The organism is Ideonella sp., from assembly GCF_036277275.1.
Classification (GTDB): domain Bacteria; phylum Pseudomonadota; class Gammaproteobacteria; order Burkholderiales; family Burkholderiaceae_C; genus Ideonella.
Genome location: NZ_DASUNH010000129.1, coordinates 32165 through 47282, shown reverse-complemented (window position 1 = coordinate 47282; position 15118 = coordinate 32165). Strand labels below are relative to the sequence as shown.

At 68.1% G+C, this 15118-nt stretch carries 18 protein-coding genes; 5 read left to right on the top strand and 13 right to left on the bottom strand.

Features of this window, described 5'->3' with window-relative positions; all coding sequences use genetic code 11:
- Positions 1 to 163 precede the first annotated feature (163 nt).
- Complete coding sequence (locus tag VFY73_RS21950) at positions 164 to 1066, bottom strand: biotin synthase (RefSeq protein ID WP_329722764.1); 903 nt, start codon at positions 1064 to 1066, stop codon at positions 164 to 166.
- A gap of 195 nt (positions 1067 to 1261) precedes the next feature.
- Between VFY73_RS21950 and VFY73_RS21945 the strand changes: the two genes are divergently transcribed.
- Together VFY73_RS21945 and VFY73_RS21940 are read left to right on the top strand one after the other, a co-directional pair.
- Positions 1262 to 1831 carry a ComF family protein gene (locus tag VFY73_RS21945; protein WP_329722762.1) on the top strand — a complete coding sequence of 190 codons (570 nt, stop codon included), beginning with the start codon at positions 1262 to 1264 and terminating at the stop codon, positions 1829 to 1831.
- Positions 1831 to 2313, top strand: a complete 483-nt coding sequence (locus VFY73_RS21940; protein WP_329722760.1) for a tRNA (cytidine(34)-2'-O)-methyltransferase — start codon at positions 1831 to 1833, stop codon at positions 2311 to 2313. The genes VFY73_RS21945 and VFY73_RS21940 overlap by 1 nt, the downstream gene beginning before the upstream one ends.
- Before the next feature lie 4 nt (positions 2314 to 2317).
- On the opposite strand, the gene VFY73_RS21935 is transcribed toward VFY73_RS21940, so the two are convergent.
- From VFY73_RS21935 to VFY73_RS21920, 4 genes are all read right to left on the bottom strand, one after another.
- A complete protein-coding gene (locus VFY73_RS21935; RefSeq protein ID WP_329722758.1) occupies positions 2318 to 3298 on the bottom strand; it encodes an NAD(P)H-dependent glycerol-3-phosphate dehydrogenase in 981 nt (326 codons plus the stop codon).
- Positions 3299 to 3323: 25 nt separating this feature from the next.
- Complete coding sequence (secB, locus tag VFY73_RS21930) at positions 3324 to 3785, bottom strand: protein-export chaperone SecB (RefSeq protein WP_329722756.1); 462 nt, start codon at positions 3783 to 3785, stop codon at positions 3324 to 3326.
- A 111-nt stretch (positions 3786 to 3896) separates the two neighbouring features.
- Positions 3897 to 4157, bottom strand: a complete 261-nt coding sequence (grxC, locus tag VFY73_RS21925; protein ID WP_329722754.1) for a glutaredoxin 3 — start codon at positions 4155 to 4157, stop codon at positions 3897 to 3899.
- Positions 4158 to 4284: 127 nt separating this feature from the next.
- Complete coding sequence (locus VFY73_RS21920; protein ID WP_329722969.1) at positions 4285 to 4713, bottom strand: rhodanese-like domain-containing protein; 429 nt, start codon at positions 4711 to 4713, stop codon at positions 4285 to 4287.
- Between the two features lie 91 nt (positions 4714 to 4804).
- On the opposite strand from VFY73_RS21920, the gene gpmA reads away from it, so the two are divergent.
- Together gpmA and VFY73_RS21910 are read left to right on the top strand one after the other, a co-directional pair.
- Positions 4805 to 5548 (top strand): 2,3-diphosphoglycerate-dependent phosphoglycerate mutase, encoded by a 744-nt coding sequence (gene gpmA, locus VFY73_RS21915; RefSeq protein ID WP_329722752.1) that lies wholly within the window; start codon positions 4805 to 4807, stop codon positions 5546 to 5548.
- On the top strand, positions 5545 to 6630 hold the full coding sequence (locus VFY73_RS21910) for a serine hydrolase domain-containing protein (RefSeq protein ID WP_329722750.1): 1086 nt from the start codon (positions 5545 to 5547) through the stop codon (positions 6628 to 6630). The genes gpmA and VFY73_RS21910 overlap by 4 nt, the downstream gene beginning before the upstream one ends.
- On the opposite strand, the gene VFY73_RS21905 is transcribed toward VFY73_RS21910, so the two are convergent.
- From VFY73_RS21905 to VFY73_RS21880, 6 genes are all read right to left on the bottom strand, one after another.
- Positions 6615 to 7361: a lysophospholipid acyltransferase family protein gene (locus tag VFY73_RS21905; RefSeq protein ID WP_329722748.1), complete on the bottom strand. Its 747-nt coding sequence runs from the start codon at positions 7359 to 7361 to the stop codon at positions 6615 to 6617. The two genes, VFY73_RS21910 and VFY73_RS21905, sit on opposite strands and share 16 nt — an antisense overlap.
- An 8-nt stretch (positions 7362 to 7369) precedes the next feature.
- Positions 7370 to 8686 (bottom strand): dihydroorotase, encoded by a 1317-nt coding sequence (locus VFY73_RS21900; protein ID WP_329722746.1) that lies wholly within the window; start codon positions 8684 to 8686, stop codon positions 7370 to 7372.
- Positions 8687 to 8815: 129 nt separating this feature from the next.
- A complete protein-coding gene (locus VFY73_RS21895) occupies positions 8816 to 9778 on the bottom strand; it encodes an aspartate carbamoyltransferase catalytic subunit (protein ID WP_329722744.1) in 963 nt (320 codons plus the stop codon).
- 80 nt (positions 9779 to 9858) lie between these two features.
- Positions 9859 to 10362: a bifunctional pyr operon transcriptional regulator/uracil phosphoribosyltransferase PyrR gene (gene pyrR, locus VFY73_RS21890; protein ID WP_329722742.1), complete on the bottom strand. Its 504-nt coding sequence runs from the start codon at positions 10360 to 10362 to the stop codon at positions 9859 to 9861.
- Positions 10359 to 10766 (bottom strand): Holliday junction resolvase RuvX, encoded by a 408-nt coding sequence (gene ruvX, locus VFY73_RS21885; protein ID WP_329722967.1) that lies wholly within the window; start codon positions 10764 to 10766, stop codon positions 10359 to 10361. The genes pyrR and ruvX overlap by 4 nt, the downstream gene beginning before the upstream one ends.
- Positions 10767 to 10845: 79 nt before the next feature.
- Entirely contained in the window at positions 10846 to 11424 is a 579-nt protein-coding gene (locus tag VFY73_RS21880) for a YqgE/AlgH family protein (RefSeq protein ID WP_329722740.1), read from the bottom strand.
- A gap of 96 nt (positions 11425 to 11520) precedes the next feature.
- Here VFY73_RS21880 and VFY73_RS21875 point away from each other — a divergent pair, with 96 nt between their 5' ends.
- Positions 11521 to 13008 (top strand): deoxyribodipyrimidine photo-lyase, encoded by a 1488-nt coding sequence (locus tag VFY73_RS21875; protein WP_329722738.1) that lies wholly within the window; start codon positions 11521 to 11523, stop codon positions 13006 to 13008.
- Between the two features lie 9 nt (positions 13009 to 13017).
- Here VFY73_RS21875 and VFY73_RS21870 read toward each other — a convergent pair whose 3' ends face one another.
- A complete protein-coding gene (locus VFY73_RS21870; RefSeq protein ID WP_329722736.1) occupies positions 13018 to 14061 on the bottom strand; it encodes an alpha/beta hydrolase in 1044 nt (347 codons plus the stop codon).
- Positions 14062 to 14086: 25 nt separating this feature from the next.
- Positions 14087 to 15115, bottom strand: a complete 1029-nt coding sequence (locus VFY73_RS21865) for a GGDEF domain-containing protein (protein WP_329722734.1) — start codon at positions 15113 to 15115, stop codon at positions 14087 to 14089.
- Positions 15116 to 15118: the final 3 nt, after the last annotated feature.

The following is a 15118-nucleotide window of genomic DNA, read 5'->3' as shown; positions in this document are numbered from 1 at the left end:
CTCGCTGCATGAGCCAGGCCGGCGGCACGGTACCGAGGGGCAGAGCGCCCGTCAGACTTCAGGGTTGCCGCGAGGGCCTCCCGCCGCGTTCATGCTTTGAGCTGCGTCAAAGACGAACGCTTGCGCTGACGGATCCACGTCAACCTGAGGATTCTAGCCGACGCTATTTGCGCGGCCGGGGGTGGCGCAGCATCAATTTCATGTCGTCCAGGCCGATCTGCGTCTGCGCTTCGACCCGCGGCCCCGCATCGGGTGCGCGAAACGCGTGCCCATAGACCACCTCGAACAGCAAGGACAGTCGCCCGTTCGCGTCAACATGCTGCGCCAGCCGTTCATGGAGCGCATCGCGCCAGCGCGGCGTGCGCAACCCTCTGAAACGTTGCGGCGCCATGTTCGAGCCCAGCCCACGCAGCTCGGCCAGCAAGGCTTCGCCCGAGGCATAACTCAGCGTCAGGGTCTCCTGGTCCATCACCGGCTCGGCGAACCCGGTTTCGATCAGCATGTCGCCCAGATCGTGCATGTCGACAAACGGTGCGTGGGCCGGGCCCCAACCGGCCGCTTCATACAGCGCGCGCAGCAGCCCGAGGCTGCCTGGGCCGAGGGTCGAAAACATCAGAAAGCCCTCTGGCGCGATGGCGCGACGCCATTCGCGCAACAGCGGCAAGGGGTCGGGCGCAAAGTACAGGCGCATGTTGGACCAGACGAGCTCCGCGACCGCCGCAGGCACGGCGTCAGGGGCCACCGGCTGCGGTGCGGATTCGCTGCGTGCCCAGCGTCGCCACCAGGGTGTCGCCTTCGACTCGACGTTGGCGCCGGCCTCGGCCACCTGCAGCAGCCGCGCGCGCGGGTAGGTGGCGGCCAGCAATTCTTGACTGCCGCCCGCAGCACCAGACCAATCGAGCACCTGCGCCGGCTGACGCTTGATCCAAGCGAGCCGCTCGCCCATGCGCCGCGCAACCTCCTGGTGCAACCACGGGGTCTCGGCACGCGCCAGGCGCGCCAGCGTGCGCTGCGCCGCCAACGCATCAACGCGAATGGACGAGGGGGACGGGTCGTTGAGCGCCATGCGGCGGGCAGTATATTGAGCCGCATGCCGCCCTCGCCTCGCTTGGCCCATGAACACTGGCGGCTGCCCGCGCCTTGCGGCGTTTGTGGCGCATGGTCGCGCCCCGCCGGCATCTGCGCCGATTGCCTGCTTCGTTTCTCCGCCCCGACGACACGGTGTGTTCGCTGTGCGCTTCGCGTTCCTGCCGAGGTGACGATGTGCGGCAGCTGCATCCACGAGCCGCCATTGTTCGAGCGCACGGTCACGGCGTTCGACTACGCCTTTCCCTGGGACCACGCGATCACGGCCTTCAAGTTCCGCGGCGAGCTGCATTGGTCGGCGCCGTTGGCGCGAGCGCTGACACTCGCCGTGCGGTTGCACGACGATGACGTCGACCTGGTCACCGCCGTACCGCTGGCCGACAGCCGCCTGCGCGAACGCGGCTACAACCAGGCCTGGGAGATCGCGCGCCGCACGGCGAAATCGCTCGGCCTGCCGGCACGGCACGACCTGCTGCACCGCCTGCGCGACACGCCGCAGCAGATGCAGCTGAACCGCCGCCAGCGCGATGCCAATTTGCGTGGCGCGTTCATGCCTGGCGATGCGCCCGCAAGACGCGCGGTGCAAGGCAGCTGCGTCGCCTTGGTCGACGATGTGATGACGACCGGCACCACCGCGAACGAAGCGGCCCGCGCGCTGCTCGAAGCGGGTGCGCGGGCCGTGCACCTGTGGGTACTGGCGCGCACGGAGCGCGACACGGCGCCCACCAACGCGACAATCGCTTGATGTTTCGCATCGTCCTGGTCCAGCCCGAGATCCCGCCCAACACCGGCAACGTGATCCGGCTTGCCGCCAACACCGGCTGTGAGCTGCACTTGATCGAACCCCTGGGCTTCTCGATGGACGACAAGCTGCTGCGCCGCGCGGGCCTGGACTACCACGAGTACGCGCCCGTGCAGCGGCATGCCGACTGGGCTGCGTTCCTGCATGCGACCGGTGCGGGCGGCGGCGCCTTGCCCGCGCGCTTCTTCGCCTTCACGACGCATGCCACGCTGGCGCCGACCGATGTCGCCTGGCAGGCTGGCGACACCCTGGTGTTCGGGTGCGAGACGGCCGGCCTGGCGCCGGCGATGCGCGAGCAGTTTCCTCAGGCGCAACGCGTGCGCCTGCCGATGCGAACCGGCCAGCGCAGCCTGAACCTGAGCAATGCCGTGGCGGTGGCGGTGTTCGAAGCCTGGCGCCAGTGCGGCTTCGAAGGCGCCGTTTGAACCCTCAGGCTTCGGCGCGAGGGTCGCGCTGCAGCAGCTGCTCGACAGCCACGCGTGCGGTCGCCGCACCACTGACCACGGCATACACGGCTTCGGCCACCGGCATGTCGACCTTCAGCGTGCGCGAGCGCTCGATCACCGTACCCAGGCTGTAGGCACCCTCGGCCACATGGCCCAGATGCGACAGGCCCTGCTCAGGCGACTCACCTTGCGCCAGCAGCAGGCCCAACTTGCGGTTGCGCGACAGGTCGCCGGTGGCAGTGAGCACGAGGTCGCCGAGCCCCGTCAGGCCCATGAAGGTCTCGGCCTGTGCGCCCATGCGGATGCCCAGGCGTGTCATTTCGGCCAGGCCGCGCGTGACCAGCGCGGCCCGGGCGTTCAACCCGAGGCCGAGGCCATCGGAGATGCCGGTCGCGATCGCCAGCACGTTCTTGACCGCGCCGCCGATCTCGACGCCGACCGGATCGGCCGAGGTGTAGATGCGCAGCGCGCCATGATGGAAAGCTTCGACCACCTGCTGCGTCAGCGACGGCTCGAAGCTCGCTGCGACCAGTGCCGTCGGGAGGCCGGCCGCCACCTCTTGCGCGAAGCTGGGGCCTGAAAGCACACCGGCCGCCGCCTGCGGCAGCACCGCCGCGGCGATCTCGTGGCCGAGCAGACCGGTGCCGGCCTCGAAGCCCTTGCACAGCCAGATCACACGCGACCGGGCCGGCAGGCGGGCCAGTGTGCCGCGCAGGCCCGCCATTGGCGTGGCCACGATCGTCAGGCCCTGTGCGCCATGGGCCACGGCGGCGTCGAAATCCGCCGTCACGGCCAGGTCGTCGGGCCAAGGCTGACCCGGCAGGTAGCGCGTGTTGCAACGCTCGGCGGCCATTTGCGCCGCCTGGTCGGCGTCACGCGCCCACAACAACACCTCGTGCCGGCGCGCTGCAGCCATTGCCAGGGCGGTGCCCCAGGCGCCTGCGCCGAGAAACGCCAGCCTCATGCGGTTGTCGACGCGGAACTCACGCTCAGTTGATCGAGGCTTCGCCGGCGCCGTTGGCTTGCGCCTGCTGCTGGGCCTCGAACATGGCCTGGAAGTTCACCTCGGCCAGCAGGATCGGCGGGAAGCCGGCGCGGGTGCAGACGTCCGACACGATTGCGCGCAGGTACGGGTAGATCATCTGCGGGCAGACGACGCCCAACACACCTTGCACTTGCTCGGCCGGCAGGTTGCGGATCTCGAAAATGCCGGCCTGCTTGGCCTCGACCAGGAACAGCGTGCGGTCGGCAACCTTGGTGGTAACGGTCGCGGTGACCGAGACCTCGAACATGCCATCAGCGATCGACTCGGCTTGCATGCCGAGTTGGATGTCGACCTGCGGCTGCTGCTGCTCGAGCAGGATCTGCGGCGAGTTGGGCTGCTCCAGCGACAGGTCCTTCAGGTACATGCGCTGCAGCTGGAACACGGGGGTTTGATCTTGCTCGGCCATGATGGGCTTTCGAAAAACGGGTCGGTGTAGAAACGACAAAGCCCGCAACCGAAGATGGTGCGGGCTGCAAATCGGATTATGGCGCAGCGCAAGCTGCTGCCCGATGAGGGTTCAGGCGGGGTTGAGCAGTGGCATCAGCCCGCCGCGCTGGTCCAGCGCGAAGAGATCATCGCAGCCACCGACATGCGTCTCGCCGATGAAGATCTGCGGCACCGTGCGCCGGCCCGTCAGCTCGACCATGCGGCTGCGCGCCGACGGGTCCACGTCGACCCGGATCTCGTCGATGGCCGACACGCCACGTTGCTTCAGCAAGGCCTTGGCCCGCACGCAATACGGGCAGACCTGCGTCGTGTACATCACCACCTTGCTCATCGGGACCACATGCTCAGCTTCAATGGCGCGAATTGTCGCAAGCCGCGGCCGGGACGATCGGCATGGCACGGCAAGACCCCGCCAGTGGCGGGCCGAAGATCACGCCGCGTGATGACACTGCGCCACTTCAGGCAGGCTTGCCCGCGTCCTTGCTGGCCTCGACAGGCAGGTTGGCTTCGCGCCAGGCCTTGAGCCCGCCAGCCAACGCCTGCGCGTTCGCATGGCCGGCCTTGCGCAACTGGGCCACCGCGCGCGTGGCGCGCGCGCCGGTGGCGCACACGACCACCAGCGGCAAAGCCTTGTTGCTGGGCAGGTTGTTCGCGCCGTCGAGTTTCGACAGCGGCACGTTGCGCGAACCCGCCACATGCCCGGCCGCATACTCGGCCGGCTCGCAGACATCGATCACCACCGCCTTCTCGCGGTTGATCAGACGCACGGCCTCGTTGGCGGAAATCGCCCCACCCTGGTGGCCGCGTTGCAGCACCGGCCACAGCAGCAACGCACCTGACACCAGGGCCATCACAGCCGGAATCCAGTTCTCGATCAGAAAGCTCAGCACGGCGGCACGACCAGGTCAGGTTGCAAAGGGGCGGAATTATAGAATTTGCCGCGTTGCAGCAACCCTTGGCGGCTCAGGCCGTTCCCCCATGTACAAGCTCGTGCTGATCCGCCACGGCGAATCGACCTGGAATCTGGAGAACCGTTTCACCGGCTGGACCGATGTCGACCTGACCGACACCGGCGTGGCGCAGGCCCGTGCGGCCGGTGCATTGCTGAAGGCCGAAGGCTACGAGTTCGATGTCGCCTACACCTCGGTGCTCAAGCGTGCGATCTGGACGCTGTGGCACTGCCTGGACACGATGGACCGCACCTGGCTGCCGGTCGTCAATGACTGGCGCCTGAACGAGCGCCACTATGGTGGCCTGCAGGGCCTGAACAAGGGCGACATGGCCAAGCAGTACGGAGACGAGCAGGTGCTGATCTGGCGCCGCAGCTACGACACGCCTCCGCCGCCGCTCGGGGCTGACGACCCGCGCGGCCAGCGCCAGGACGTGCGCTATGCCAAGCTCAAGCCAGAGCAGGTGCCGCTGACCGAGTGCCTGAAAGACACCGTGGCGCGCGTGCTGCCCTGCTGGGACGAAGTGCTCGCACCAGCGATCCGCTCGGGCCAGCGTCTGGTGATCGCTGCGCACGGCAACTCGATCCGCGCACTGGTCAAGTACCTCGACGACATCAGCGACGCCGATATCGTCGGGTTGAATATCCCGAACGGCATCCCGCTGGTCTACGAACTCGACGCCAACCTGAAGCCGGTCAAGAGCTACTACCTCGGAGATGCCGAAGCTGCGGCCAAGGCCGCCGCGGCCGTCGCGAGCCAAGGCAAAGCGTGACGCTCGCGGGCGCCGTCTCGCGCCGCGTCTGCATGGGCGCCCTGGCGCTCACGCCGTGGACGCTGCGCGCGGCGCAAGCCGACGACTGGACCGCGCTGATTGATGCCGAGCTGCGCCGGCAACAGGTACCCGGCGCCGCCGTGGCGGTGGTGCGGCGCGACCAACCACCATGGCTTCATGCGGCCGGCTTCGCCCACCTCGACCACGAGGTGCCGGTGCGGCCGCAGACCATCTTCCAGTCCGGCTCGCTCGGCAAGCAGTTCACCGCCGTGGCAGTGCTGTTGCTGACGCAGGACGGCAAGCTGGGGTTGGATGACCCGCTGTCGCGCTGGTGGCCCGTGCCTGCGTCGTGGCGCCGCATCACGGTGCGGCACCTGCTGACGCACACCAGCGGCCTGGCCGAGGACTACCCGCCCGAACGGCTGAACTTTCAACGCGACTACAGCGACGCCGAGTTGCTGCGCATCGCCCTGCGTTTGCCACTGACCAGTGCGCCTGGAACCCGTTGGCAGTACAGCAATGTCGGGTATGTGCTGCTCGGCCTGTTGCTGAACCGGGTCGGCGGGCGCTTCTATGGCGAGCTGCTGCAAGAGCGCGTGTTCGCCCCCTTGGGCATGCGCAGCGCCCGCATCATCGACGACGGCGCGATCGTGCCGCACCGCGCCGCCGGCTATCAACGGCATCCGAAAGCCGGGCTGCGCCAGCACGACTGGGTCTCGCCGAGCCTGAACCGGACGGCCGACGGATCGATCTACCTGAGCATTGAAGACCTGGTGGCCTGGGATGCCGGTGTGCGTCGCGGCGCATTGCTGCAGCCGGCGCTGTGGCAGCAGGCGCACCAACGCGCGCGCCTGAACAATGGCCGCCAGCCGGACTACGGCCTCGGCTGGTTCCTCGACACCGACGGCACGCGGCGCCGCATCCACCACGATGGTCAGTGGCAGGGCTTCACGTCGTGGCTGGGCTGGTACCCTGACGAGGGGCTGTCGGTCGCCGTGCTGATGAACCTCGCAGAAGGTAACCCGCAGAAGCTCGGCGAGATGCTCGCCGCTGCTGCATCGGCGCGTCAGGCCGCGGGTTGATCCAGTGCCTGCTGGATCTCGTCGCGCAAATGCGCGGCGAGTGCGCGCCGATCGGCGTGGGTGCTGCCTTCGCTGAGCAGGAAGCGCACGTGGACGGCCAGGCCCTGCGCGCACACGACGCGCCAGATGCTGTGCACCAAGGTCATCTGGTTGATGTAGCAGGCCGAGGTGCTGAAGCGCTCGCCGGGCTCGTGATAGCGCAGCGCCACCGCCTGCACCGGCACATGGCCGCCGATCGCTGCCTGCAACAGATTGGCGTGAAACGGCAGCACCGTCTTGCCGGCGCCCGTCGTGCCCTCGGGGAACACCGCCACCGTGTCACCACGACCGAGCGCCGCGGCGACCTCGTGCACCACCCGCAACGCGTCGCGCTTGCGCTCGCGCTCGATGAACAACGTGCCGACCGAACGGATCAACCAGCCCAGCAACGGCCAACGCAGCACGTCAGCCTTGGAAACGAAACGGGCGTGCGGGCAGGCCGCGTGGATCACCGCAATGTCGAGCCACGACACATGGTTGGACACCAACAGCGCCGCGCCGGGCCGAGGCTTGCCCTCGATCTGCAACGTGATGCCGAACAGGCACAGGGCCTTCGCGCTCCACCACTGCACCTTGCGGGCGCGTGATTCGGCATCGAGTGACGAGAAGCGCAGCGCGACGATGACCATGCCGTGCAGCAGGTGCACGATGCCTCGCACGAGGCGCCAAAGGCCGACGCCGGTGCGAATCACCGCTCGAATCACTGTGCGGCGCCGCCCTGGTAAGCCACCGTGCCCGCCACCAGCGTGGCGCGCACACGGCCCGGCAGGGCCATGCCCGTCGAGGCGAAATCGAACGGCGTGTGCTTGCCCTGGCTTTGCAGTTCGGCCGGCTTGACCGCCCAGGTGGCCGCCGGGTCGAACACGCAGACATCGGCAACACCGCCTTCGACCAGGCGACCGGCGCTGCTGGCCAGCGAGCCGAGCGCATCGCCCAGCACCGCGACCGGCCGGCTCGTCACCCGCGACAGCGACGCCGACAGGTCGAGCTTGGCATCGGCACCCCACTTCAGCGCCAGGCTCAGCAGCAGCTCCAGGCCCGTCGCGCCGGGCTCGGCTTCACCGAAAGGCAAGGTCTTCGCATCGGCGTCGACCGGGGTATGGTCGGACACCAGCGCATCGATCGTGCCATCGGCCAGCGCAGCACGCAGTGCGTCGCGATCGGCCGTCTGGCGCAACGGCGGCGACAGGCGCATCGACGAATTGAAGAAGCCGATGTCGACATCGGTCAGGTGCAGCGAGTTGATGCTGACATCGGCCGTGACCTTCAGTCCCTCGGCCTTCGCCGCGCGCAGCAGCGCCACACCCGCGGCGCTCGACAGGCGACACAGGTGCACCCGCGCGCCAGTGGCACGCATCAGCTCGAAGATCGTGTGCAGCGCGATCGTCTCCGCCGCCACCGGTACGCCCGACAGGCCCAGCCGCGTCGCGACAGCGCCGCTGGCCGCCACGCCCTTGCCGAGAAAGCCGTCCTGCGGCCGCAGCCAGACGGTGTAGCCGTAGGTCGACGCGTACTGCAATGCCCGCCACAGCACCAGCGTATCCCGGATCGGCACCTCGGCCTGCGAGAAGCCGACGCAACCGCTCTCGGTCAGTTCGGCCATCTCGGTCAGCACTTCGCCGTTCAGGCCACGCGTCAGCGCACCCAACGGGAACAGACGGCACAGGCTGAGCTTGCGGGCGCGGAACTTCAGCATGTCGACCAGGCCCGGCTCGTCGAGCGCCGGGTCGGTGTCCGGCGGGCAGACCAGGCTGGTCACACCACCGGCGGCCGCGGCGTTCAGCTCACTCTCGAGCATGCCCTCGTGCTCATGCCCGGGCTCGCGCAGGCGCGCAGCGAGATCGACCAGGCCCGGCGCGACGATGCAGCCGGTGGCGTCGATCGTGCGCGCCGATTCGAACTCGGCCGGCACCTTGCCGATCGCCACGATGCGCCCCGCGGCCACTGCCACGTCGGCCACTTCGTCGCGACCCGACGCCGGATCGATCACTCGGCCATTCGAAACAAGAATCTTCATAGGCGTTTGCTCAGGTAAACCGAGGCGCGCAACGCGCCGCCTCCTTCAAGTGGCGTGCGCGGATCCGGCTCCGCCGGTCCGCTGCGCGAGCCCCCTTGGGGGGCAGGCTCCTGAAGGGGCCGTGGGGGCTCATGCTTCGTTGCCGGCGATGATGGACATGACCGCCATGCGCACCGCGATGCCGAAAGTGACCTGCGGCAGGATCACGCTGTGGGTGCCGTCGGCCACCGATGAATCGATCTCGACGCCGCGATTGATCGGGCCCGGGTGCATCACGATCGCGTCGGGCTTGGCCAGCGCCAGCTTGTCGTCGGTCAGGCCGTAGTTCTTGAAGAACTCGCCGGCGCTGGGCAGCATCGCGCCGCTCATGCGCTCGTTTTGCAGCCGCAGCATGATGATCACGTCGGCGCCGCGGATGCCCTCGGCCATATCGTGGCAGACCCGCACGCCCATCTGCGCCAGGTCGCCCGGCACCAGCGTCTTCGGGCCCACCGCGCGGATCTCGGGCACGCCCAGCGTCGTCAGCGCGTGGATGTCCGAGCGCGCGACACGCGAGTGCACGATGTCGCCGACGATCGCCACCGTCAGGTTGGAGAAATCCTTCTTGAAATGCCGGATCGTGTACATGTCCAGCAGGCCTTGGGTCGGGTGCGCGTGGCGACCGTCACCGGCGTTCACGACATGCACATGAGGCGCGCAATGCTGGGCGATCAGGTACGGCGCACCCGACTCACTGTGCCGCACGACGAACATGTCGGCGTGCATCGCGCTCAGGTTGGCGATGGTGTCGAGCAGGCTCTCGCCCTTGGACGCGCTGGACTTGGCGATGTCGAGATTGATCACGTCGGCGCTCAGGCGCTTGGCCGCGATCTCGAACGTCGTGCGTGTGCGCGTCGAATTCTCGAAGAACAGGTTGAACACGCTCTTGCCACGCAGCAGCGGCACCTTCTTCACCTCGCGGTCATTGACCGAGAGAAAGGTGCCGGCGGTGTCGAGGATGTGGGTCAGCACGGCCCGCGGCAGGCCCTCGATCGACAGCAGGTGGATCAGCTCGCCGTGGCTGTTCAGCTGGGGGTTGCGGCGCGACAGCATGTCAGTACCGCCCGGCCGTTCCGAAGGTACTGACGCCCCCCTCGGGGGGCAGCGAACAAAGTGCGCGCGGGGGTTGCATATCAGCGATCGTCCTTGACGGAAAAGGTGAAACGACCGTCGTCCTGCCGGGCCAGCGACAAGCGCTGCGTGAGCGGCAACGCGACGCGGGCGGCGGCGTAGGCCGCGGCGATGGGGAGCTGGCGGCCACCACGATCCACCAGCACGGCGAGCTGCACGCTGGCGGGCCGGCCGAAGTCGAACAGTTCGTTGATCACCGCGCGGATCGTGCGGCCGGTGTAGAGCACGTCGTCGATCAGTAGGATGTGGCGGCCGTCGATCTCGAACGGCAGGTGCGTCGCATCGGTGCCCGAGGCCAGGCCGCGCTCACCGAAGTCGTCTCGGTGCAAGGTGCTCGAGATCACGCCGTGCGCGCCGGGCAAGCCCAGGTCGGCCTGCAGGCGCTCGGCCAGCCAGGCGCCGCCGGACCAGATCCCGACCAGCGAGGTCTCGGGTTTCAGCAGGCTGCGCACACCCTCGCGCAACTCGGCATACAGCGCCTCGGCGTCCAGCAGCAAGGTCGTCATGGTGAAGGGATCCCGCGAAAGAACTGTTCAAGAATCAGCGCCGCCGACGCCGCGTCGAGGTCGACGGCACCGGCTGCGCGCGCTTCGGTGGTCGTGTAGCGCTCGTCGACCTCGTGCACTGGCAGCCGGAAGCGGCCGTGCAGTTGGCGAGCGAAGCGCCGCGCACGGTGGGTATTGTCGTGTTCGGCGCCATCGGGATGGAAGGGCACGCCGACCACCAGGGCATCGGGTTGCCATTCGGCAATCAACGCGGCGATGGCAGCAAAACGAGCGTCGCCTTCGACAGCGATGCTCTTCAAGGGCTGCGCCTGCCGCAGCACCACCGAACCGGTGGCCACTCCCACCCGCCTGACACCAAAATCAAACGCGAGAAAGGATTGTTCGGCCCCGCGAGCCACGCTCATGCTTGCAGCACGCGCGGACCGAGACGGGCCGCCCGTTCGCAAGCGTTCGTCCGCGCGCCGGCGCGGTCAGGCGTCCGGCTCACGCGTGCCCCGCCTCTTGCGACAGCATGCGCGGGTCGATCCCCAGCAGCGCCAACGCACGGTCGTAGCGTTCGGCCACCGGGGTGTCGAAGATGATTTCGGGCCGTGCATCGACGGTCAGCCAGCCGTTGCGGCCGATCTCGTCTTCGAGCTGGCCGGCCGACCAGCCGCTGTAGCCCAGCGTCACCAGCACCCGCTTGGGGCCTTGGCCGTGCGACATGGCTTCGAGCACGTCCTTGCTGGTGGTCATTTCGAGCCCGCCGGGCACCTGCAGCGTCGAGCTGAAGCCTTGGGCGTCGTGGCCCTGGGGTTCGTGCAGCACGAAGCCGCGCTCGGTTTGCACCGGGCCACCAAAGTAGACGGGCTGCTCGGCCAGATCGTTGCCTTCCAGGCTCAGGTCAACCTTTTCGAACAGGTTGGCCAGCGTGATGTCGATCGGCTTGTTGATCACCAGGCCAAGAGCACCCTTCTCGCTGTGCTCGCACAGGTAGACCACGGCGCCGGAGAACGTGTCGTCGGCCATGCCGGGCATGGCGATCAGGAACTGGTTGGTGAGATTGATGCCGTCCGACGCCATGGCGGCATTCTATTTCAGCCCCTCTGGCGCCCGCTCCTGCCGCCATTCACCCCGGGCGGCAACAGGGTGGCGCCCCATGCAGCGACACTGGCAGCGATGACGCCAACATCCCCTGTGCTGGACCGTGCCCTGGTCTGGTTCCGCCGCGACCTGCGCGCCAACGACCATGCGGCCCTTTACGCCGCCTGTCGGGGGGCACGCGAGGTGTTTGCCGCGTTCGTCTTCGACAGCGACATCCTGGCGCCATTGCCGCGCGCCGATCGGCGCGTCGAGTTCATCCGTGACAGCCTGGTCGATCTGGATTCGCAGCTGCGTGCGCTGGGTCAGTCGCACGGCGTGGCCGACGTGGGCCTGATCGTGCGCCATGGCCGCGCGGTCGACGAAATAGCGCGATTGGCCGACACGCTGCGTGTGCAGGCTGTCTACACCGCTCACGACGACGAGCCGGCAGCGCTGGCACGCGATGCCGCCGTGCGCGGCCGGCTGGCGGAAGTCGGGCGCTCGCTCTACACGGTGAAGGACCACGTCATCTTCGAGCGCAGCGAGGTGATGACCGCCACGGGAACGCCGTACAGCGTGTTCACGCCCTACAAGACCGCTTGGCTGAAAAAGGTCGACGATTTCTACCTCCGCGCCTACCCGGTGGCCCGGCACGCCGCCCGCCTGGCGCCCTGGCCCGATGTGGCCGGCACGCCTGGCGTGCCGAGCCTGGCCAGCATCGGCTTCGAAACCACCGATCTGCACACGCTGCGCCTGCCCAGCGGCAGCACCGGCGCCGACGAGCTGCTGGACGACTTCATGGCGCGCATCGACGACTACGGCCGCACGCGCGACTTTCCGGCGGTCAAGGGCCCCAGCTACCTGGGCGTGCACCTGCGCTTCGGCACGGTCTCGATCCGGCAGCTGGCGCGCGAGGCCTGGCAGCGCATGCAGGTGGGCTCGCAGGGCGCCGAGGTGTGGCTGTCCGAGCTGATCTGGCGCGACTTCTACCATCAGGTGCTGCACCATCACCCACGTGTCGTCGGGCATGCCTTCAAGTTGGAATATGACGCCGTTCGGTGGGAACACGGCAAGCACGCCGACGCGCTGTTCACCGCGTGGAGCGAGGGTCGCACCGGGTACCCGCTGGTCGACGCGGCGATGCTGCAACTGCGCCAGACGGGTTACATGCACAACCGCTTACGCATGGTCAGTGCCAGCTTCCTGGTCAAAGATCTGGGGCTGGATTGGCGCCGCGGCGAGGCCTGGTTTGCGCAGTGGCTGAACGACTTCGACCTCGCCGCCAACAACGGCGGCTGGCAGTGGGCCGCGTCGACCGGCTGCGATGCACAGCCCTACTTCCGTATCTTCAACCCGTTGTCGCAGAGCGAGAAGTTCGACCCCGAGGGTCGCTTCATCAAGCGCTACCTGCCGATGCTGGCCGGGCTGGATGCACCGGCCATCCACGCCCCGTGGAAAGCCAGGCCCTTGGAGCTGCAGGCCGCAGGGCTGGTGATCGGGCGTGACTACCCCGAACCCATCGTCGACCATGACATTGCGCGGCAGTTGACGCTGCAACGATTTGCCGTCGCGCGCCGGGCTTGACGCCCCCGCTCAGGACTTGTCGCTGACCCAGCCGAGCTTCTTCAGGCCGTTGACGATGCCGGTGACGGTGGCGTCAAAGTCTGCGCCACCGCGCTTGGCATTGAAGAAACCATGGATGCGGCCGGGAAAGGCCTGCAGCGTGACCTCGCCAGCGCCGAGCGAACGCGCACGGTCGCGGAACTCGGCGGCCTGTGAAAACGGCACCACCTTGTCCGCCGTGCCATGGAAGATCCAGGTCGGCGGCAGCGTGGCGTCCATCAGCAGCGTCGGCGACAGCTGGCGCCGCTGCTCGACAGGCACCGGCCGGTCGTACCGCTCCAGGTTCAGCGGCGGGTTCATCAGGAACAGCGCCTGCGGTCGCGGGCTGATGCTCAGATCGTCGGACGGGTCGTCGAGCATGCCCGCGGTGGCCGGTTTGCCGGGCACGGCTGGCGCGTTGGCCACCGCCGCCATCGCGGCCAGGTGCCCGCCGCTGGAGCCGCCGCCGGCACCGATGCGCTGCGCATCGCATCCGAGTTGTGCCGCCTTGGCGCGCAGATAGCGCATCACCGAGCGGGCGTCTTGCACCGCGCGCAGGGGAAGGTCGTCACCCTCGCGCATGAGGCGGTACTGCGCACTGATGCCGATCACGCCGACTTCGGCCAGCTTCTGGGCATAAGCCATGAATTGCTTGGGGTCGCCACTGCGCCAGGCCCCGCCGTGGAAAAACACCACGCAGGGCCGCAAGCCCGGAAACCGCTCGGGCTCAGGCCGCGCAAAGTGCAGCTTGAGCTTGGCTTCCGACGTGGTCTTGTAGATCACCACCGGCGCGCGGCTGGACGCCGACCCACCGGCCGGGGCGACCGCAGGCACGGCCATCGAAGCGCTGGCGGTCGCGGCCGGGGCCTGCGGCGCCGCGACAGTCGACGGCGCGCGTGTGACAGGCGCCGGGGCCGGAGCCACCGGCGTTCCGGACGCTGCAGCCTGGGCGGCGCCGGCGCCTCCCAGCAGAGCAGCCAGCCAGCTTTTCCAGCCGCGTCGGCGCGGCGGCGGATCGGAGAGTAAACGCTTCATGGTGGAGCGCCAGGCGACGCCAGGCTCAGAACAGGTCAATGTCGCCGGCCTTCTTGTCGTCTTCCAGCTGGCCCTCGCGCACCAGGGCCGCGTGGCAGCGCACCTGGTCACGGCCATGGTTCTTTGCGAAGTAGACGGCACGGTCAGCGCGCTCAACAGCCGCATTGGGCGAGTCGCCGTTGCGCACGTCGGTGAACCCGACGCTCACGGTGATCTGCTTGACCTGAGGAAACACATAACCACGCACGGCTTCGCGGAAGCGCTCAAGCGCGGCCAGCGCGTCTTCTTCGCTGGTGCAACGCAGCAGCACGACGAACTCTTCACCGCCAAACCGGTAGAGCTGATCGTAGAAACGGAAGCAACTGCGCATCACGCGCGACAGCAGCAGCAGGACTTCGTCCCCGATCAGGTGGCCGAAGCCGTCGTTGACCTGCTTGAAATGGTCAATATCGACCACCCCCAGCCAGTAGCTGCCGGCCGCGGCGTGGCGCCGATCGCCGGGTTGATCGGTCGACGCGTTTGAAGGCACGGCCGAAACCTTGTAGAAGGTTTCGTCGAAGCTCTTGCGGTTCAGCAGGCCGGTCAAGGTGTCTCGCTCGCTGTAGTCGAGCAGGCCCTGCACGTTGCGGTAGATACGCAGCACACCAATCAGCAGGCGCTTGAAATCGTCGCTCAGCGGCTTTTCGGTGACCAGTTCGACCACCCCGATCACCCCGGCGTCGGACGCCAGCGGCAGTAGCAAGGTGGTCTCCTGTTCGGCGCTCAACTCGATTTCGGCGGCGGCCTGCAGGCATTGCAGACGGTCCGGTCGGTCGGCCAGCAACGGCAATGCGCGAGGGTCGGCCCAGGACGAATCGGCCCGGGCCGCCACGTCGTCGGCCCCCAGGTGGGCACGTGTCAACCACCGCTCGTCGCCCGAATCGCCGACCACGCGGTGCACCGCGACGCTGCACGGATGCAGCAGGTCGCGGATCGCCGTCACCAGACTGACGTCCAGTGTGTCGCGGTCGCGCAGGCCGGTCAGTTCGGCCAGTTGGTCAACGATTTGGGCCATGCA